Source organism: Megalodesulfovibrio gigas DSM 1382 = ATCC 19364 (assembly GCF_000468495.1).
GTDB classification, from domain to species: Bacteria; Desulfobacterota; Desulfovibrionia; order Desulfovibrionales; family Desulfovibrionaceae; genus Megalodesulfovibrio; species Megalodesulfovibrio gigas.
In genome coordinates, this window is sequence record NC_022444.1 from 22967 (window position 1) to 41882 (window position 18916).

21 protein-coding genes are annotated in these 18916 nt (G+C 63.9%); 11 read left to right on the forward strand and 10 right to left on the reverse strand.

The genetic code is table 11. The features are described 5' to 3' along the window. Positions 1-24: 24 nt before the first annotated feature. Entirely contained in the window at positions 25-1011 is a 987-nt protein-coding gene (galE, locus tag DGI_RS00110) for a UDP-glucose 4-epimerase GalE (protein WP_021758514.1), read from the reverse strand. 63 nt (positions 1012-1074) lie between these two features. Here galE and DGI_RS00115 point away from each other — a divergent pair, with 63 nt between their 5' ends. The 4 genes from DGI_RS00115 (at position 1075) to DGI_RS00130 (ending at position 5647) form a co-directional block, all read left to right on the forward strand. Continuing rightward, entirely contained in the window at positions 1075-2382 is a 1308-nt protein-coding gene (locus DGI_RS00115; protein WP_051286631.1) for a DUF3179 domain-containing protein, read from the forward strand. Positions 2383-2463: 81 nt separating this feature from the next. Further along, the gene (locus tag DGI_RS00120) at positions 2464-2751 is read left to right on the forward strand and encodes a DUF1330 domain-containing protein (RefSeq protein ID WP_021758518.1); all 288 of its coding nucleotides are present in this window, start codon (positions 2464-2466) and stop codon (positions 2749-2751) included. Positions 2752-2759: 8 nt separating this feature from the next. Beyond that, positions 2760-3452 (forward strand): HAD family hydrolase, encoded by a 693-nt coding sequence (locus tag DGI_RS00125; RefSeq protein ID WP_051286630.1) that lies wholly within the window; start codon positions 2760-2762, stop codon positions 3450-3452. 311 nt (positions 3453-3763) lie between these two features. Then, entirely contained in the window at positions 3764-5647 is a 1884-nt protein-coding gene (locus DGI_RS00130; RefSeq protein WP_051286629.1) for a GspE/PulE family protein, read from the forward strand. 25 nt (positions 5648-5672) lie between these two features. Here DGI_RS00130 and arfB read toward each other — a convergent pair whose 3' ends face one another. The 3 genes from arfB to DGI_RS16685 all read right to left on the reverse strand — a co-directional run bounded on the left by arfB (position 5673) and on the right by DGI_RS16685 (position 8216). Then, the gene (gene arfB / locus DGI_RS00135; protein WP_034607902.1) at positions 5673-6101 is read right to left on the reverse strand and encodes an alternative ribosome rescue aminoacyl-tRNA hydrolase ArfB; all 429 of its coding nucleotides are present in this window, start codon (positions 6099-6101) and stop codon (positions 5673-5675) included. Positions 6102-6115: 14 nt separating this feature from the next. Beyond that, positions 6116-7183 (reverse strand): magnesium/cobalt transporter CorA, encoded by a 1068-nt coding sequence (gene corA, locus DGI_RS00140; RefSeq protein WP_021758526.1) that lies wholly within the window; start codon positions 7181-7183, stop codon positions 6116-6118. A 151-nt stretch (positions 7184-7334) separates the two neighbouring features. Further along, positions 7335-8216 carry an alpha/beta fold hydrolase gene (locus DGI_RS16685; RefSeq protein ID WP_158407263.1) on the reverse strand — a complete coding sequence of 294 codons (882 nt, stop codon included), beginning with the start codon at positions 8214-8216 and terminating at the stop codon, positions 7335-7337. Between the two features lie 414 nt (positions 8217-8630). On the opposite strand from DGI_RS16685, the gene DGI_RS00150 reads away from it, so the two are divergent. Genes DGI_RS00150 through DGI_RS00175 form a run of 6 tightly spaced genes read left to right on the forward strand, consistent with a single transcriptional unit; the run spans position 8631 to position 13764 of the window. Continuing rightward, positions 8631-10574: an NADH-quinone oxidoreductase subunit 5 family protein gene (locus tag DGI_RS00150; RefSeq protein WP_021758529.1), complete on the forward strand. Its 1944-nt coding sequence runs from the start codon at positions 8631-8633 to the stop codon at positions 10572-10574. Positions 10575-10576: 2 nt separating this feature from the next. Then, positions 10577-11434: a respiratory chain complex I subunit 1 family protein gene (locus DGI_RS00155; protein ID WP_027193253.1), complete on the forward strand. Its 858-nt coding sequence runs from the start codon at positions 10577-10579 to the stop codon at positions 11432-11434. A gap of 12 nt (positions 11435-11446) precedes the next feature. Beyond that, entirely contained in the window at positions 11447-11890 is a 444-nt protein-coding gene (locus tag DGI_RS00160) for an NADH-quinone oxidoreductase subunit B family protein (protein ID WP_021758531.1), read from the forward strand. Positions 11891-11900: 10 nt separating this feature from the next. Further along, positions 11901-12278, forward strand: coding sequence for an NADH-quinone oxidoreductase subunit C (locus DGI_RS00165; protein ID WP_021758532.1), 378 nt, complete (start codon positions 11901-11903; stop codon positions 12276-12278). Positions 12279-12305: 27 nt separating this feature from the next. Further along, on the forward strand, positions 12306-13382 hold the full coding sequence (locus DGI_RS00170) for a hydrogenase large subunit (RefSeq protein ID WP_021758533.1): 1077 nt from the start codon (positions 12306-12308) through the stop codon (positions 13380-13382). A gap of 10 nt (positions 13383-13392) precedes the next feature. Then, positions 13393-13764: a 4Fe-4S binding protein gene (locus tag DGI_RS00175; RefSeq protein WP_021758534.1), complete on the forward strand. Its 372-nt coding sequence runs from the start codon at positions 13393-13395 to the stop codon at positions 13762-13764. A gap of 197 nt (positions 13765-13961) precedes the next feature. On the opposite strand, the gene miaA is transcribed toward DGI_RS00175, so the two are convergent. From miaA to DGI_RS00205, 6 genes are read right to left on the reverse strand one after another with little or no spacing between them, the layout of a single operon-like run. Then, positions 13962-14909, reverse strand: a complete 948-nt coding sequence (gene miaA, locus DGI_RS00180) for a tRNA (adenosine(37)-N6)-dimethylallyltransferase MiaA (RefSeq protein WP_027193252.1) — start codon at positions 14907-14909, stop codon at positions 13962-13964. Beyond that, positions 14906-15436, reverse strand: coding sequence for a pantetheine-phosphate adenylyltransferase (gene coaD / locus DGI_RS00185; protein ID WP_021758536.1), 531 nt, complete (start codon positions 15434-15436; stop codon positions 14906-14908). The genes miaA and coaD overlap by 4 nt, the downstream gene beginning before the upstream one ends. Beyond that, on the reverse strand, positions 15361-15990 hold the full coding sequence (gene rsmD / locus DGI_RS00190) for a 16S rRNA (guanine(966)-N(2))-methyltransferase RsmD (RefSeq protein WP_021758537.1): 630 nt from the start codon (positions 15988-15990) through the stop codon (positions 15361-15363). Before rsmD ends, coaD begins: the two co-directional genes overlap by 76 nt. A 3-nt stretch (positions 15991-15993) precedes the next feature. Continuing rightward, on the reverse strand, positions 15994-17634 hold the full coding sequence (locus DGI_RS00195) for an MBL fold metallo-hydrolase RNA specificity domain-containing protein (protein WP_021758538.1): 1641 nt from the start codon (positions 17632-17634) through the stop codon (positions 15994-15996). A 47-nt stretch (positions 17635-17681) separates the two neighbouring features. Next, positions 17682-17921, reverse strand: a complete 240-nt coding sequence (locus tag DGI_RS00200) for a hypothetical protein (protein WP_021758539.1) — start codon at positions 17919-17921, stop codon at positions 17682-17684. Then, the gene (locus tag DGI_RS00205) at positions 17914-18120 is read right to left on the reverse strand and encodes a hypothetical protein (RefSeq protein ID WP_021758540.1); all 207 of its coding nucleotides are present in this window, start codon (positions 18118-18120) and stop codon (positions 17914-17916) included. The genes DGI_RS00200 and DGI_RS00205 overlap by 8 nt, the downstream gene beginning before the upstream one ends. A 148-nt stretch (positions 18121-18268) precedes the next feature. Here DGI_RS00205 and DGI_RS00210 point away from each other — a divergent pair, with 148 nt between their 5' ends. Then, positions 18269-18853 carry a flavin reductase family protein gene (locus DGI_RS00210; RefSeq protein ID WP_021758541.1) on the forward strand — a complete coding sequence of 195 codons (585 nt, stop codon included), beginning with the start codon at positions 18269-18271 and terminating at the stop codon, positions 18851-18853. Positions 18854-18916: the final 63 nt, after the last annotated feature.

An 18916-nucleotide genomic window follows, 5' to 3' on the forward strand; every position in this document is an offset into this window, starting at 1 on the left:
GTTTCTTTTTGTCGGCGTTCCATCTCAATACCGACGCGCCTGGGTCCAGCGCCAGGCCGTCTCGATGATGCCTTCCACCTCGGGATACGCGGGCGTCCAGCCCAGGGCCTGGCGGGCTCTTGCCCCGTCGGCCACCAGGGCCGGGGCATCGCCGGCGCGTCTGGGCGCCACGACGTGGCGGATATCGCGCCCGGTGACGCGGCGGGCGGCTTCGATCACCTCCAGCACGCTGAAGCCGCGGCCGTTGCCCAGGTTGAACAGATGCGCGCCGGGCTGCTGCTCCATGAATGCTGCCGCCGCCAGATGGGCGTCGGCCAGGTCGTTGATATGAATGTAGTCCCGCAGGCAGGTGCCGTCCGGGGTGGGATAATCGTCCCCGTAGACGGTCAGCCCCGGCCCTTCGCCCAGGGCGGCCTTGAGCACGTTGGGGATGAGGTGCGTTTCGGGATGGTGGGCCTCGCCGATCTCCCCGGACGGGTCGGCCCCGGCGGCGTTGAAATAGCGAAACACCACGGAAGACAACCCGTGGGCGGTGTGGTAGTCCGCCAGCATCTGTTCCACCATGCGCTTGCCGTGGCCGTAGGGATTGATGGGCCGGGTGGGGTCGTCCTCTCGCAGGGGCCGGTGCAGGCCGTCGCCCTGGGGCTCGCCGTACACCGCGGCGGTGGAGGAGAAGACAAACCGCTGCACCCCGGTCTGGCGCATGGCTTCCAGCAGCGTCAACGTGCCGGCGACATTGACGTCGTAATACGCGCCGGGCATGATGACAGACTCGCTGACCACGATGAGGCCTGCAAAATGCATCACCACATCAAACGCCCGGGCGGCGAAGAGACGCTGCACGGCTGCGGCGTCCCGGATGTCCGCCACCACCAGTTCGGCGTTGCCGCAGGCCTGGCGATGCCCGGTGGAAAGATTGTCCAGCACGGTCACGCGGTGGCCGCGCTGTGTCAGGAGCCTGACCATATGCGAACCGATATATCCGCATCCGCCTGTCACCAGCACATGCATCGGGCGGGAAGGAACCAGCAGCGTTGCAGACATTTCGTCCTCCAATGGAATGGTACCGTAAGGATGCCGCTTTTACGTACCTTCCGACGGCTTGACAAGCGCTTTGTTGACCGCAGGGGATGGGCGCTGCTGCTGGCCCTCGCGCTGTTGGTGCTGGGACGCCCAGCCCCGCTGCCGGCCTACGAAAAGGCCAAACTGGTGCTGCCGCCTCCGCCCGGAGTGTTCACTGATGTGCGGCTGGATTCCATGGCCAAGGCCGTACATGAAACCGGGGTGATGCGGGACTCCATCCCCCCCATCGACAAGCCGGTCTTCATCTCCGTGATGGACGCCAGCCTGAGCATGGATCCCGGCGACCATGTGTTTGTGCTGGAATCCACCACGCCGCCGCGCATCTATCCGCAAACAACCCTGGTATGGCACAGCGTGGTGAACGAGGTGGAAGGCCCGGACGCGCAAAAGACGTACCGCTCCGTCACGTACTGCCCCCTCACCGGCACTGTGGCGGCCTATTCCGGCACCATAGACGATGTGACCACCACCTTCGGCACCGACGGCAGCCTGCTGAACAACAACACCCTGCTCTACGACCGCGCCACCGGCTCCCTCTGGACCCAGCTTGGCGGCCTGTGCATCAAGGGCACGCTCAAGGGCAAGCGGCTGCAGCCCGTGCCCCTGGTCTGGACCACCTTCGGCCGTGCCGCGGCGCGATATCCCGAAGCCCTCGTCCTCTCCCGCGCCACAGGCCATCGGCGCAGCTATTCCAAGGATCCCTACGGCTCCTACGCCCGCAACGGCACGTATTATGACAACGCCGTCATCGTACACCCCGTGACCGGTACGGACACCCGCCAGCATCCCAAGGAAAAGGTGCTGGGGCTGATTCTGCCGGAAATGATCGTGGCGGTGGTCAAGAAATCCCTGCGCCACGCCGGGGCCGCCAATTTCGACGCCGGCGCGTTTCCCATCGTCTCGTTCTGGGACGACGGCCTGCAGGCGCCGCGGCTCTTCGACCGTCGGGTGGAGGGGCAGAACCTGCGCTTCGCCAAACTGCCCCAGGGCTTTTTCGACAGCGCCACCCATACCCTCTGGAGCCCCACGGGCGAGGGACTGCAAGGCCCCCTGGCCGGCCGCCGCCTGCTGCAACTGCCCCGTTACGAGTCCATGTGGTTTGCATGGTACGCCTTTTTTCCGGAAACCAAGTTGTACAACTGGACGCCGGAACTGGAAGCGGAAGCCGCCCGGAGCTTCCCGGAAGAGATCCCGCCCGCGCTGCAGGAACTGTTGCGCAACGAAACCGGGGTCCCCCAGTCCATCCCCCCGGCGACAGCTCCGGCCGCGGCCCCAGCCACCAGAAACGCAACGCCGTAGCGCCCCTTGCCAGCCCTCGGTCACCCCTGGTACTGCCAGGGCCACCCGACCCGAAACACGCCTTGTTGCCGGAGCACGCCCATGGCCGCCTATCTCGTCATCCAGACCCTGTCCATCACCGATCCGGACACCTACGACCAATACCGCGCCCAGGCCCGGCCCCTCATCGAGGCGGCGGGCGGAGAATATCTCCTCGTCGGCAAGACCGTGCACCCCTATTCCGGGGACTGGTCCCCCCTGCGGGTGGTGATGATCAGGTTCAAGGATGTGGCCACATTGAAGGCCTGCTTCGATTCCCCGGCCTACCGGGCCATCGCCCCCCTGCGCAAGGCCAGCGTGGTGGGACAATCCGTCATCGTCGAGGATTGATTCCCCCCATGGACGCACCACCCCCTGCCGCCGCGCTGCAGTCCCTGCCCTGCGCCGTGGTCTTCGACTTCGACGGCACCCTGGCCGAGCTGGTCCTCGACTTCGACGAGATGAAGCGCCGTGTGGCCTGGATTGCCGCGGAGTTTTTGCTGCCTGCGCCCGTCCCCGGTCCCACGCCGGTGCTGGAGTGGATCGACGCCATGCGCGCAGAGATAGACGGCCGCTGTGGCCACGATGCCGGCGTGCACTTCTTTTTCCAGGCCCATGCCGCGGTGACGGCCATGGAGCTGGAAGCCGCCCTGGTGGGCCGGCTGTTCGAGGGTGCGCGCCCCCTGCTGGTCCGGCTGCGCCAGGCCGGCACGCGTGTGGGGGTGATTACCCGCAACTGCGACGCCGCAGTGCGGCAGGTGTTTCCAGATCTGGACGCCTGCTGCGACGCCTTTCTCCCTCGCAACAGCGTCCGCCATGTGAAGCCGCATCCGCAACATCTGCTGCAGGCCCTGGAGCTGCTGCGGTGCCCGCCCGGCGATGCGCTGATGGTGGGCGATCATCCCATGGACGTGACCACCGCCCTGCGCGCCGGCACCCGGGCGGCGGGCGTGGCCTCCGGCCGGGTGAGCATGCAGACCCTGGCCGAGGCCGGGGCGCATCTGGTGGCGCCGGACGCGCCGGCGCTGTTTGCACATCTGTTTCAGACCTGAGGCCGCGGCACCCTCCACTAGAGCATGTTATCTTTGAGAAGAGTTCCTGGGGGAACCCCTTTCTGTAGAAAGGNGTAGAAAGGGGTTCCCCCAGCCCCCCCCCTCCCCAAAGACTTTTGCTATAATTACAAAATACTATCCAATTTTTGGAAGGGGAGCGCGCGAAAGGGGAGAATCTTTTGCAAAAAGGTTTCCCCTCTCGCAACGTTCTTTCTCAAAAATTAAAAGGCTCTATCCCCTTGCTCCGCATCGCGCCTGATTGTATCATGCGCGGCCACTTTGTTCCCCGCTGTTGCAGCAGGAGTCGTCCCATGGCCAAATCGCCCTTTGTGCCGCCCGCCCGTCTCCAGCCCGAGGGCCGTCCCGCTCCGGAAGGCTTGTCCCTGCGTCTGGGCGTGCACCCCCCTGCCGGGCAGCAGGCCCGCAGCCAGACGCCGCACCGCGAATCCCGACGCCCCAAAAAGCCCCGGCGCCGCCTGGGCGAAATGCTGGTGGAGGCCGGGATGCTCTCCCAGCAGCAACTGGAGACGGCCCTGCAGGAACTGCGGCAGACCTCGCCACCCATGCGCCTGGGCGTGTTCCTCATCTCCCGCGGGTACGTGCAGGAACCCCAGCTCATCCAGCTGCTCAGCGAACAGTTGAATGTGGAGCGGTATCATTCGGAAAAATACCCGCTGGATCCCTCCCTGAAGGATGCCTTTTCCGAGGACGCCGCCCGCGTCCATGAATGCGTGCCCCTGCGCAAGCGCGGCCATGTGCTCTGGGTGGGCTGCCTGGATCCCTCGGATCTGGTGGCCCTGGACAACGTGACCGAGACCACCCGCCAGGACGTGGAACCGGTCATCTGCACCCGGGAAGAGCTCAATACCCTGCACAAGGCCCTGTACGGCACCGACCGCGAAGCCGCGCTGCCATCGCCCCTGGGCCTCTCGGTCATGGACGGCCTGGAGGACGAAACCTTTCAGGACGCCGAGGCCGAGCGCGAGGCCGAGGAATCCCGCCTGTCCGTGGACGCCCAGGCCGGCATGGCCGCCCAGGCGCCGGTGGTGCAGCTGGTGAACCGCATCCTGGCCGCCGCCATGCACGCCAAGGCCAGCGACGTGCACATCATGCCGGAAAAGCAACGCATCTCCCTGCGATTCCGCATCGACGGCGTGCTGCACGAAATGGCGCCGCCGCCCAAAAGCATGCACCTTGCGCTGGTGTCCCGGCTCAAGCTCCTCTCAAACATGGATATTTCCGTCTCCCGCATCCCCCAGGATGGCCGCTTCTCCTTCCATACCAAGGAACGCGAAATAAGCGTTCGCGCCAGCGCCCTGCCCACCATCCACGGCGAAAAACTCGTGCTGCGGATCCTGGACCAGACGGCCAAGGCCCTGACCATGGAGGAACTGGGCCTGCGCAGCGCGGAAAAAACCAAGATAGACCGCAGCCTGCAGAAGTCCTGGGGCATGCTCCTGGCCACGGGCCCCACGGGCAGCGGCAAGACCACCCTGCTCTACTCCCTGCTGCAGCAGGTGGCCACCCGGGACATCAATGTGGTGACCCTGGAAGATCCCGTGGAATATCAGCTCGCCGGCGTGGCGCAGGTGCAGCTCAACCGCCGGGCGGGCATGACCTTTGCCTCCGGCCTGCGGGCCATCCTGCGCCAGGACCCGGACGTGATCATGGTGGGCGAGATCCGCGATCAGGAAACCGCGCAGATCGCCATCGAATCCGCCCTCACCGGCCACAAGGTCCTCTCCACCCTGCACACCAACGACGCCCCCGGCGCCGTGACCCGCTTTGCGGAAATGGGGGTGGAGCCGTATCTCATCGCCTCCACCCTGCTGCTGGCCGTGGCCCAGCGGCTGATGCGGCGCATCTGCCCGGACTGCAAGGAAGCATACGTGGCCGACCCGCAACTGCTCAAGGTGCTGGGCGTGCGGCTCACGCGCCCGGACCCGCACTTCTACCGGGCCAAGGGCTGTCCGGCCTGCAGCGATTCCGGCTACAAAGGCCGGGTGGGCGTGTACGAGGTGCTGGAGGTGGACCCGCAGGTGCAGCAGCTCATCCTGCGCGGGGCGTCTTCCGGCGAAATCAAGAAAGCCTGCCTGGAGGCCGGCACCCTGCGCACCCTGCGCATGGACGCGGCCAGGAAAGTCCTTGAAGGCATGACCAGCTTTGAAGAATTTCTCCGGGTGGGGGCGTCCTGATTGCGGCCGCCCTCCCCGCCGCGCCTCAGTCGTCTGCCTTGGGCACCCGGCCGCGCGCCTGCTTGCGGGCAGCGGTCAGTTTTTTTCCGGCCAGCCGACGTTCCTTGGAAGCCAGCGTGGGCCGTGTGGGCCGGCGCGGCGCTCGCGGCGTGAGGGCCTTGCGCAGCAGCGCCGCGAGCTTGGCCAGGGCCAGTTCCTTGTTGACGTGCTGACTGCGGGATTCCTGCGCCGTGATCAGCACCGCGCCTTCGCTGTCCAGGCGATGCGCCAGGGCCTCCAGGAGCTGGGCCTTGCGGGCCGGCGAAAGCTGGCGCGATTCGCTAATGTTGAATCGCAACAACACCTTGGAATCTGTGGTGTTCACGTGCTGCCCGCCCGGCCCCGAGGCCCGGGCCGTGCTGAACTGCAGCTCATCCTGGGGAATGACAACTCCGAAGCCGATATCCAGCATCATATCATCCTCCCCGCTTACAGCAGGTTGCGTTTCTTGAAGAAGGCCCACATGCCGGCCGCCACAATCCCCATGGTCCCCAGCACGGCAAAGTAGCCCCACCGCCATTCCAGTTCCGGCATGTAGCGGAAGTTCATGCCATACACGCCGGCGATGAAGGTCAGGGGAATGAAGAAGGTGGAGATCACCGTCAGGACCTTCATGATCTCATTCAGTTTGAGGCTGATCTTGGACAAATGCAGGTCGGCCATGCCCGAGAGCACTTCGCGGAAGGTCTCGATGGTGTCCATCACCTGGATCACATGGTCGTAGAGGTCGCGCAGGTAGATCTTGGCGCCATCCCGGATGAGTTCGGATTCCTGCCGCTCCAGCCGGGCCACGATTTCCCTGAGGGGCCAGACGTATTTGCGCAGGAAGAGCGCCTCCCGTCGCAGGACGTGCAGTTCCTCCAGCTGGGTGTTGCCGGCAGACTCCAGCAGCGCCTCTTCCATGTCCTCGATGGCGTCTCCCACTTTTTCCAGGACCACAAAGTAGTTGTCCACCACGGCGTCGAGCAGGGAATACAGCAGGTAGTCCGGCCCGCACTTGCGGATGCGGCCCTTGCCGGCCCGGATGCGGGCCCGGATGTCCTCGAACACGTCGCCATGTTCTTCCTCCTGAAACGAGAGCACGAAGCCATCACCCAGCACAAGGCTGACCTGCTCATCGACGACGCGGCCTTCCGCCTCGTCCCAGCGCAGCATCTTGACGACCAGGAAGAGATACTCGCCCTGGTCCTCCATTTTCGGCCGCTGCTCGGTGTGGACGATGTCTTCCAGCACCAGGGGATGCAGCCCGAACACGCGGCCGGCGTCTTCCACAAAGCCGGTGCGGTGCACGCCGTCCAGGTTCACCCAGAAGACCGTGCCCGGCGCGCGCAGGCGGCCGCAGTCCTCCAGACGGGCGGGCGTCGTCACGGTGACGTCGTGTTCCGAATAGGCGAAGACGGTGATTTTGACCTGCTCCTCAGCCTTCTCGCCCACATACTCCACCGTGCCCGGGGGTTTGCCGGCCTTGCTGGAATGGCGCTTGAGATACTCGAACATACCGCCGCCGTGGGGGAAAAAGGGAGGAAGGAAGAGGAAGAGGAGAGAAAGAGGTGGGGGAACTGAGTCCCCCCACACCCCCTCCACCGGGAAAAGTATACGGTGAAAGACGCCGGTCTGGAAGCGTCCGCGTCCAACGCCCAACAGCACCTCAGCGCACGGCATTCTCCAGCCAGGCCTGCAGCATGGTGTTGAAGCGGGCCGGGTCCTCCAGCATCAGAAAATGTCCGGGGCCGGACAGCAGGTGATACTCCAACGCCGGGAACAGCTGCCGAAGCAAGGGCTCCAGATTTGGCGGCGTGTCCTCGGACGCGGCGTACACGGCCAGGGTGGGGGCTGTCACAGCCGGCAGGGGGTCCAGGGCTGCCTGCACAAAGCCCTGCATGGCCCCGTGGCGAACGACCACGGGTGTGGCCAGCATGCGCGCCAGCACCCAGTCCTTGAGGGCCTGCGGCGTGGCCGGGGCATGCATGGCGTTAATAAAGGATGCGGTGGTGGCGTCGGCCTGTTCGCCCTCGAATTCCGCGGCAAAGCGCTCCATCTCCTCGCGCCAGGAGGCGCTGGCCGCAGCATCCGCCGGCGGAAACAGGATGGCTCCATCCACCAGCACCAGCCCGGCCGCACGCTGCGGGGCGAGCACGGCGACACGGCGAATCACCGACGCGCCCATGCTGTGGCCCACCAGCACGGCGCGTTCCACGCCGGCATCGTCCATGACGGCCAGCACGGCCTTGGCCATCGCCTCCTGGGTGAACGGCCCGGCAGAGGCACTGCCGCCATGGCCTGGCAAATCCACGACCAGCACACGACGCCCGGCCGACACAGGGCCAAGCTGCTCCTTCCAGAACTCGCCGGAGCAGGCCCAGCCATGCACCAGCACCACAGGCAGACCGCCCTGGCCTGCGTCCGCATACTGCAACGCGCCAGTGCCGAACGACACCTGCCGTACCGCACCAGCCTGGGCGGCATCCGCCCGAGGCGCCGGAGCAGCCAGCGTAACGCACAACGTCAGCACGGCCAAGCATGCTGCCAAACGAATATCCCATTGCAAACAAACCATGGAACCACCTCCAGCGAGAGGGGATGCCCCCAAGGCTGCGGGCTGTCAAGGCGCATGCGCGCAACGTTTTCCACACCCGGTCTTTGCCATTGAAAAATGCGTTGTGCGCTGTGGAAAACAAGGCCCTCATGTGGAGGCAGATTGTTCTTTTCCTCACAAGAAAAAGAAGGCAAATTTCGCAAAATGATTGATTAATCAATCTAGCGCGCTCATGTGGCCATGTACCACGCATGTGCGCGAGTCTGTGGAAAAACCATTTGACACAAGCGGCGAGAACGGTAACTTTGCCGCAACAAAAACAGGGGTGTTGGCGAGGCTGCCGCGGAGGCTGCTCCGCGGTCATTTTGTGTGCAACCAACCTTACGCTTGTCCGCAAAAGGGGCCGGTATGCATTCAACGTTGATGTTCATCTTGATCATCCTGCCATTTCTGGCGGCGATCGTTTGTGCGATCGTCCCGGTGAAGCAGGTGCGCTCGGCTGTCGTCGTGGCCACTGGAGCGCTTCTGGCTGTGGCTTCCTTGCTGCTCATCGGCAAGGTTCCATTTGAAACGTCTTTTACCTCCATGGCCGGCCTGCCTCTCGCCAGCCTGACGCAACTGGCAGACTTTGCGCTGCTGGGCGTCATTCTGTATTTCGGCTGGAAGCATAAGCACCAGGGCATCAAGGCCCTGGCCATCGCGCAGCTTGTGGGCCTGTTTGTCCTGGAAGCGTTCGTGATGGATCATCACGCAGCGAACATGGCGTTTTTCGCCGACCCGCTCTCGCTGACACTGGTGCTCATCATCAGCATCGTGGGTTCCGTCATCTGTATCCATGCCATTCCGTACATGGAGAATCATGAGCATCATCTGCGCCTGACCATCTCCAGGCAGCCCCGGTTCTTCGCCTGGCTGGTGCTCTTTTTGGGTGCAATGAACGCCCTGGTGCTGACCAACGACCTGTTGACGTTCTACTTTTTCTTTGAAGTCACCACGCTGTGTTCCTTCATGCTCATCGGGCACGACGGCAACGAGCTGGCCACCAAAAACAGCCTGCATGCCTTGTATCTGAACAGCATCGGCGGTCTGGCATTGCTGCTGGGCGTCGGCTTCTTCCAGATCATGCTTGGCACACTGAACATCCAGGAAATTTTGCGGCTTTCCCCCAACGCCGCATACGCCATGCTTCCCATGGCCCTGGTGTGCATCGCTGCCTTTGCCAAGAGCGCCCAGGCGCCGTTCCAGAGCTGGTTGCTGGGCGCCATGGTGGCTCCCACGCCCACCTCGGCCCTGCTTCACAGCTCCACCATGGTCAAGGCCGGGGTGTATCTGGTGCTGCGCATGGCTCCGGGCTTTGTGGGCACGTCGCTTTCCACGTACGTGGCCCTGTTCGGCGCGTTCACCTTCCTGGCCACGGCCGTGCTGGCGGTGAGTCAATCCAACGCCAAGCGCATCCTGGCCTACTCCACGGTGAGCAACCTGGGGCTGATCATCGCCTGCGCCGGCATCAACACGCCGGCGGCCATGGCGGCGGCGCTGTTCCTCATCATCTTCCACGCCGTGTCCAAGGCCCTGCTGTTCCTGTGCGTGGGCACCATTGAGCAGCGCATCGAAAGCCGGGACATCGAAGACATGCAAGGCCTGTTTGTGCGCATGCCGGTGACGGCCACCCTGGCGGTGATCGGCGTGCTGACCATGATCCTGCCGCCCTTCGGCATGCTCATGGGCAAGTGGATGGCCATCGAATCCGCTGCGGCCAACGTGCCGGTCATCATGATGCTGGCCCTGGGCAGCGCCATCACGCTTTTGTACTGGGCGCGCTGGGCCGGTCTGCTCATGAGCCATCCGCTCAAGGGCGGCGTGACCCCCGAAGTGCAGCCCATGCTCACCAAGTACCCCCTGGTGGCCCTGTGCGGCGGCGCGGTGGTGCTCTCCCTGCTCTCTCCCTGGATTTACTCGGCACTCATCGTGCCCATGCTGAACGCAGCCAATGCCGTGAATCCCCAGGCCTCGTTCGCGGCGCCCTACCTGAGCGCCAAGGGCATTCTGGGGGCGGATTCCGGCGTCTTCCCCGTGGTGCCGCTGTTCATCCTCCTCATCGCAGGCATGTACCTGGGCGTGCGCGTGCTCAAGAACGCCCAGAGCGCCCGGGAAGCCTCCATCTATCTGGCTGGCGCGCAGAGCCGCACCGACCAGACACCCGACAGCTTCGTGGGGCCCGCGAACCAGCCGGTGAAGGTTGTAAACGCAAACTACTACCTCACCAGGCTGCTTCCTGAAGAGAAAGTGACCTGCTGGGTGAATACGGCTGCGGTGCTGCTGGCGCTGCTGCTGGTGGTGGGAGGTCTGTAGCCATGATGAGCATTCTCGGATTCCTGCTTGCCCTTGTTGTCGGCGTGTTCGTGGCGCCCATCCTCGGGGGCCTCATCACCGGCGTGGACCGTCGGATCACGGCGCGGTTGCAGTCCCGCCTGGGTCCGCCCATCCTGCAGCCCTTTTACGACGTGGCCAAGCTGCTGGGGAAGGAAAAGCTCCTGAACAACAGCTGGCAGGCCTTCTGCGCGTATGTGTATCTGGTGGCCGCGGCCACCAGCGTGGTGCTGTTCTTCCTGCAGTCCGACCTGCTGCTGATCTTCTTCGTGCAGGCTGTGGGCGCGGTGTTCCTGGTCATCGGGGCCATGAGCGTGCCTTCGCCGTACAGCCAGATCGGCGCGCAGCGCGAACTGATTCAGGTGCTCACCTACGAACCGCTGCTGGTGCTGGTGCTGGCCGGCATTTACGTGCACACGGGCACCTTCAAGATCAGCGGTATCTACGCCCTTGAAGACCCCATGCTGTTCAAGCTGCCCCTGCTCTTCCTGGTGCTGGGGTATGCCCTGACTATCAAGCTGCGCAAGTCGCCCTTCGACATCTCCGCCAGCGCCCATGCCCACCAGGAAATCGTGCGCGGGGTGTACACGGAATTCTCCGGCCCCTACCTCGCCATCCTGGAAATCGCCCATTTCTACGAAATGGTCCTCATCCTGGGTCTGGTGAGCCTGTTCTGGTCCACCAGCTTCGTGGGCATGCTGGTCCTGGTGGCCCTGACGTATCTGGCGGAAATTCTGGTAGACAACGTCTCCTCGCGCATGACCTGGCGCTGGATGGTGTCTTCCGCCTGGGCTGTGGGGCTGACCCTCACCCTCATCAACCTGCTCAGCCTGACCATGTAGCGAGGCGCACCCATGCAAGCCATTCTCGACTTCATCAAATCCTCACGGATCAAATCCCCCTGGCTGATGCACTTTGACTGCGGCTCCTGCAACGGCTGCGACATTGAAACCCTGGCCTGCCTGACCCCCATCTACGACGTGGAACGCTTCGGCATCGTCAACGTGGGCAACCCCAAGCATGCGGATATCCTCATCGTCAGCGGCACGGTGAACCACCGCAACAAGAAGGTGCTGGCCAACCTGTATGAACAAATGCCCCACCCCAAAGTGGTGGTGGCCATCGGCGCATGCGGCCTCTCCGGCGGCGTGTTCCGCGAGGCCCCCAATGTGGTGGGCGGCATCGACAAGGTCATCCCGGTGGATGCGTACGTCCCCGGTTGTCCGCCCAAGCCCGAAGCCATCATTGACGGCGTGGTGCTCGGTTTGCAGAAATTCGCCGAAAAATCCCTTGCCTAAGGATTGAGCCATGCCCATCCCCGCCAAGCAAGTCACCAAAGAGACCCTGGTTGCGGAGGTCGCCCAGTACAAAAGCGCCGGCTGGCGCTTCGTCACGGCCACCTGCGTGGACTTGAACGAAAATGAGTTCGACATCCTCTACCACTTCGACAAAGACCTGACGATGGAGCACCTGCGGCTCACGGTTCCCAAAACCGAGCCCGTGCCTTCCCTCTCCGGCGTGTACCTGGCCGCGTTCCTTGTGGAAAACGAAATTCAGGACCAGTTCGGCCTGTGCTTTGACGGCCTTGCCCTGAACTTCGCCAACCATCTGTATCTCGACGACGAGGTCGCCACCACGCCCTTCTGCAAGTTCGGCGTGGTGCGCAAGACTGCCGCGGCCGAGTAACCATCAGTCGAAAGGAAGGACGCATCCATGGCTCAGACTATTCTGCCTTTCGGCCCGCAGCACCCCGTGTTGCCCGAACCCATCCATCTGAAGCTCACCGTGGAGGATGAAATCGTCGTCGATGCGCTGCCCGCACTCGGCTACGTCCACCGCGGCCTGGAAAAACTCTGCGATATCCGTGATTACAACCAGATGGTGCAGATTGTGGAACGCGTCTGCGGCATCTGCTCCAAAATCCACGCCATGTGCTACTGCCAGGGCATCGAAGAGATGATGGGCGTGCAAGTGCCGGACCGCGCCAAGGTCCTGCGCGTGGTCTGGAGCGAGCTGCACCGCGTGCACTCCCACCTGCTCTGGCTCGGCCTCTTTGCCGACGCCTTCGGCTTCGAAGCGCTGTTCTACCAGTTCTGGAAGATTCGTGAAAAGGTGATGGACATCAACGAAGCCACCACCGGCAACCGCGTCATCGTTTCCGTGAACGAAGTGGGCGGCGTACGGCGCGATCTCTCCGCCGAGCAGATCCGCTGGATCGAAGCTGAACTCAAGGTGGTGGAAAAGCAGGTCCGCGAACTGCGCTCCACCATTCTGGACGACTACACCGTGAAAAAGCGCACCGTGGGCAAGGGCGTGCTCACCGGTGCCCAGGCCCTGGAGCTTGGCGCCGTGGGCCCCACCCTGCGCGGCAGCGGCGTCTTCCAGGATGCCCGCCAGCTTAAGTACGCTGCCTTCGACCGCATCGACTTCCAGCCCATCGCCTATCCCAATGGCGACAGCTGGTCCCGCTGCGCCGTGCGCTACGACGAGACCCTGCAGTCCATCGACCTCGTGCGCCAGGCCCTGGCCCGGCTGCCCGAAGGCGAGCTGAGCACCAAGGTGAAGGGCAAGCCGGAAGGCGAAGTCGTCACCCGCGTGGAACAGCCCCGCGGCGAGCTGCTGTACTACCTCAAGGGCAATGGCACCAACAACCTGGACCGCTGCCGCATCCGCACCCCCACGTTCTCCAACATCCCGCCGCTGGTGGTCATGCTGCCCGGGCTGGAACTGGCCGACGTGCCTGTGGTTGTGCTGTCCATCGACCCCTGCATCAGCTGCACCGAACGCTAAGGAGCGCCCCATGCGACTTGGTCCCATGGTTCCCACCGTCGTCAAGAACCTGATCAACAAGAAATCCACGCGCCCCTACCCGTTCGTGGTGCGCGAGCCGTTCCCCGACCAGCGGGGCGAGCTGTACTGCGACATCGAGCAGTGCATCTTCTGCGGCACCTGCGCCCGCAAGTGCCCGTCCCAGTGCATCAGCGTGGACAAGGAACAGGGCATCTGGAAATGCGATCCCTTTGCCTGCGTCTACTGCGGTACCTGCGAGGAAGTCTGCCCCACCCATTGCCTGCACCACAAGGGCACCTGGCGGCCCGTGGCCGGCGAGCGGCAGATGATTGAAATGAAGGGCACCCCGCCCAAGAAAAAGAAGAAAGAAGCCGCCGAATAAGGCGGTGTGAGACAGGGAGAGCGTTGCGAGAGGGGAAACCGTTTAAAAAAGGTTCTTCCCTCTCGCGCTCTCCCCTTCCAAAACTTTGATAGTGACCTTGAATCACAATAAAAGTCTTTGGAAAGGGGGTTCGGGGGAAGAACCTTTCTTTAGAAATCTGGTGTTCCCCCGAGAGTTCTTTTCAAAAAAAACGTGCCCTATCCTTTCAAAAACTCCCGCACCAGCGCTTCCATCCGCTCCAGTTCCTCCGGCGCCAGATCCACCCGGCCGGCCTCCTTGCGAAACCACGTCCGCTGTCGCTTGACATAGGCCCGGGTATTGCGCTCCCACAGGGCGAGGGCTTCATCCTTCTGCATACGTCCCAGATGCCAGGCCAGCACCTCGGCACAGCCGATGCCGGAATAGCCCGGCGCAGTCTCATCCGGCAGGCGGTTCCAGGCCCGGGCGATCTCGTCCCGCGCGCCGGCGTCCACCATCAGCTCAATGCGCAGGCGCAGGCGTGGATACAGCCGTTCGTTGGGCTGGTCCAGATGCAGCACCAGGGCGCGAAACGGCCGGGTGGGGGCCGTGCGGGCCTGCTCCTCGTGCCACCAGGTCAGGGACCGGCCCGTAGTGACGTGCACTTCCAGAGCCCGGGCAATGCGCTGACGATCCCGCGGGGCCAGACGCGCCGCCGAGGCCGGATCCACCGTCGCCAGCCGGGCATGCAGGACTTCCGGACCATGACGCGCCAAATCCGCAAGGATCTGCCGCTGAATGTCCTCGGGCACCGGCGGAATTTCCGCCAGCCCCTGCACCAGCGCCCGCAGATACAGCCCCGTGCCGCCCACCACCAGGGGCAGCCGGCCCTGGCGCCACTGCTCCAGGGCAAGGCCGCCGGCCAGTTCGGCAAAGCGACCGGCGGAAATCTTCTCCCCGGCCGGCAGAAAGCCGTACAGAAAATGCGGGCAGGCCGCCTGCTCCTCCGGAGTGGGCTGGGCGGTGATGACCGGGAAGTCGGCATACACCTGCCGCGAATCCAGGTTGATGACCACCCCGTCAAATGCCCTGGCCAGATGCAGGGAGGCCGCGGTCTTGCCCACACCCGTGGGGCCGACAAGACAGACCAGTGGAACGGGCGGGACCAGTGGAACGGGCGACGTCATTCGCAGGGCACCGGATGCCCCAAGCGCTCCTGCAGGCGGAACCAGGCCGGGTCCGGAATCATGCTCCGCACATCTGCCCCGGCCTTGGCCGCTTCCTTGACGATGGTGGAGCTGATGAACAGCCAGCGGTAATCGGTCATCAGAAACACTGTCTGGATGTGCTTTTCCAGCCGGCGGTTCATGAGGGCCATCTGAAATTCGTACTCGAAGTCCGACACGGCCCTGAGCCCGCGCAGGATGGCGCAGGCTCCGCGACGGCGGGCGAATTCCACCAGCAGGCCCTGAAAGCCCGCCACCTCCACCCGCGGATTGTCATGGAAGACTTCGCGGACGATCTCCACCCGCTCCTCCAGGGAGAACATGGGTGTCTTGGGCGTGGCGGCGGCAGGGGCGACGAGGATGTGGTCGAAGACGTCCAGGGCGCGCTTGACGAGACTGACGTGTCCGAAGGTCAGGGGATCGAAGGTGCCGGGATAGATGGCGACGCGTCTGCGTCCGGCGTCGGCTGCGGGGGCGTGTGTGTCCATATCAAAATCCTGGTCTGCCCGTAGGCGCGGTCGAAGCACAGCGCCCAGTGTTGCGATTCGGGCGGGTGCGGCAGTTCAACCCGGGTTTCCACTTCCGCCACAAGAAAGCCGTCCTCATGCACCCAGCCGTGGGCAGCCACGGCAGCCACAGCCGGCGGCAGCAAGTTCTTGTGGTACGGGGGATCGATGAAACACACATCGAACCCCCTGCGCGCGCTGTTGCCCCGGGTCAGAAACGTCAGCACGTCCTCGGCAAGCACCTGGGCCCTGCCCGCCGGCACACCAAAATCCTTGCAGGTGGCCAGAATGCCCTTGGCCGCCGGCCGGTGCAGCTCCACAAACACGGCTTCCGCCGCACCGCGGCTCAGGGCTTCCAGGCCCAGGCTGCCCGAGCCGGCAAACAGATCCAGCACCCGGGCCCCTTCCCACTCCACCCCGCGGGCCGCCAGGGCGGAGAACAGGGCCTCCCGCACCTTCTGTGTTGCCGGGCGCATGCCTTCGGCGTCCACGGTGCGGATGGCCCGACCACGATAGATTCCAGAAACAACCCGCATCCCTTACATCTCCGCGATGAGAGATGCAAGCTCGGCGGTGATGTCCACCAGCCGATCCCGCAACTCGGTTTGATCCACCCACGGCTTGGCCTGCAACAGTTCCACACGCCGTCTGAGCTCGGCCAGCTTGGCGTCGGCATCCTGCACCAGCCAGGGCCAGTCGATGCGCGGCTCGGCCAGTTGCGGGTGCGTGATTTCCAGCGGCGGCTTGCCGGGGCTGAGCACGCATTCTTCCAGATACGCCGGGATGTGCACGTCCAGCTTGAATCGCTCCCTGATGAGCCCGGCCAGAATCTTCTGGGCGGAATTTTCGCCGTGCACCAAATAGACCTTCATCCCCGGCCGGGCAAAGGCGGAGAGCCAGGTCAGGATCTGGCTTTGGCCGGCATGGGCCGAGAAACCGCCGATGGTGAAGATCCGGGCCTTGACCGAAACTTCGTCCCCCAGGATGCGCAGATTCTGGATGCCGTCCACAATCTTGCGGCCGGGTGTGCCCCGGGCCTGGAAGCCCACAAAGACGATGGACGCCCCGGGCCGCCACAGGTTGTGCCGCAGGTGATGCTTGATGCGCCCGGCGTTGCACATGCCGCTGGCAGAGATGACCACGGCCGGCTTGCGCAAGGCGTTGATGGCCTGGGATTCCTCCCGCGTCTGGGTAAAGCGCAGGTTGGGCAGGGAAAGCGGATTCTTGCCCTGCTTGAGCAGGGCATGGGTTTCGGCATCAAAGTATTCCGGGTGCTTGCGGAAAATTTCCGTTGCCTTGATGGCCAGGGGGCTATCCACATACACGGGCATGTCTGCCGGCAGCCGGCCTTCTTCGCGCAGCAGGAACAGGGAATAGATGACTTCCTGGGTCCGCTCCACGGCAAAGGCCGGGATGATGACCTTTTCCCCCTGCTTGTAGCTGTAGGCAATGGCCTCGGCCAGTTCGTCGCGGCTGGCGTTTTCGTCCTTGTGATTGCGGTCGCCGTAGGTGGATTCCACAAACAGGTAATCCGCCGGGGCGGCGTCTTCGGGGTCGCGCAGAAACAGGGCATTGGGCCGGCCCAGGTCTCCGGAGAAGATCAGCCGCGAGCGGTTTGTCCCACCCTTGCCGCCATTCTCGCCAGGGGCAGCCGGCTCCTCAATATCGAACTCCAGAAAGGCGGAGCCCAGGATGTGCCCGGCCTCCTTGTACGTGACCGTGATGCCCGGGGCCGGCGAAAAGGGGGTGTTGTATTCCACCACCTGGAACCGGGGCATGGTGTTGTGGGCGTCCTGGATGGTGTACAGGGGTTCCACATCGCGCTTGCCTTTACGGTGGCGTTTTTTGGACTGCCACTCGGCTTCCATTTCCTGGATGTGGGCGCTGTCTTCCAGCATGATGGCCAGGAGATCCCGCGTGGGGGCAGTGGCGTAGATGACGCCCTTGAACCCGTCCCGCACCATGCGCGGCAACAGGCCGGAATGGTCGATGTGGGCGTGCGTCATGCAGATGAAGTCGATTTCTGCCGGCCTGTACACCGTGGTGTTCTGGTTGCGTGCTTCGATGTCCCGGCTGCCCTGGTGCATGCCGCAATCCACGCAAAACCGGCGGCCGGCGGCCTCCATCATGTGGCAGGAGCCGGTCACCGTCTGGGCGCCGCCAAGAAATTGGATTTTCATGAAGATTCCGTTCGTTGTTCAATCATTGCCCGGAGTGCATCCAGGGCTTACCGGCGGAGGATCTCCACCGGCACAAAGCAGCCAAGACCGTCTTCCCCCCCATCGGGATCAAATGCCCAGGGCTGCCGGTCGCCATACAGACCGGCATCCGGGTAGGCGTATTGCTCCAGCGCTTCCGCGGGCAGGCATTCCCCCAGGGGCGTGAGGCCGTCCGTGTCGCCTCTGGTCCAGAGCAGCGCATCGGCGAAGAACTGGCGGCCGGTGAGGCAATTCCTGACCTCAGGCATGCGCGTGCTCGCACGGTTCGTAGACCATGGCCGGCTGGCAGGCCTGCAGCTCGCGGTACAGTTGCCTGTCGCACCACAGCCAGACGATGCGCTCCAGGCGGTTCCACTTGAATTCAATGCCTCGTATGAGCCTGAAGGCGCACACGAAGGCGTCCAGTTCCTCCACGGTATCAAACTTTCTTTTGTAGAGGCACGTCATTTTCAATCCCTCCGCCCTGTGCTAGGACCAGTTGGCACTGGCGCTTTTCTTTTTCGTGGTAAGAAGGAATTCCGGAATTTGCAAGTCATCTGTCGTCCCGTTCCCGACATTCGGGCAGGACTGCGTGGCGCAAGGAAAGGAGCATCGCATGAAACGTTCCCTGGGGGCCAAGCCCCTGCTGTTTCCCACCCCGGTGCTGGTGGTCGGCACCTATGACGACCAGGGCCGCCCCAACGCCATGACCGCAGCCTGGGGCGGCATCTGCTGCTCCAAGCCGCCGTGCGTCACCGTATCGCTGCGCAAGGCGACGTACACGTATGCCAGCCTCATGGCCCGCAAGGCCTACACCCTGCACGTGACCGACGAGCCGCACCTCACCGCCTCGGACTTCCTGGGCATGGCCTCGGGCCGCGACGGCGACAAGCTGGGCACCCTGGGCCTGACCACGGTGCGCTCCGAGCTGGTGGACGCGCCCATCATTCAGGAATATCCCCTGGTGCTGGAATGCAAGATTGTGCATGTGCACGACCTGGGCTTGCATACCATGTTCGTGGGGGAAGTACAGGACATCAAGGCCGATGCCCGCGTGCTGGACGAAAAAGGGCACCTGCTGCTGGACGCCCTCAAGCCCCTGGGCTTCATGCCTGAGGTGCGCACCTATCACGGCATGGGGCCGGCGCTGGGCCGGGCCTTCGACGCCGGCAAGCTGCACATGCCGAAGAAAGCGGAATAGGCAATGCTCTGTGCGAGAGGGGAAGCCTTGTTGAAGAAAGATCTCCCCTCTCGCGCGCTCCCC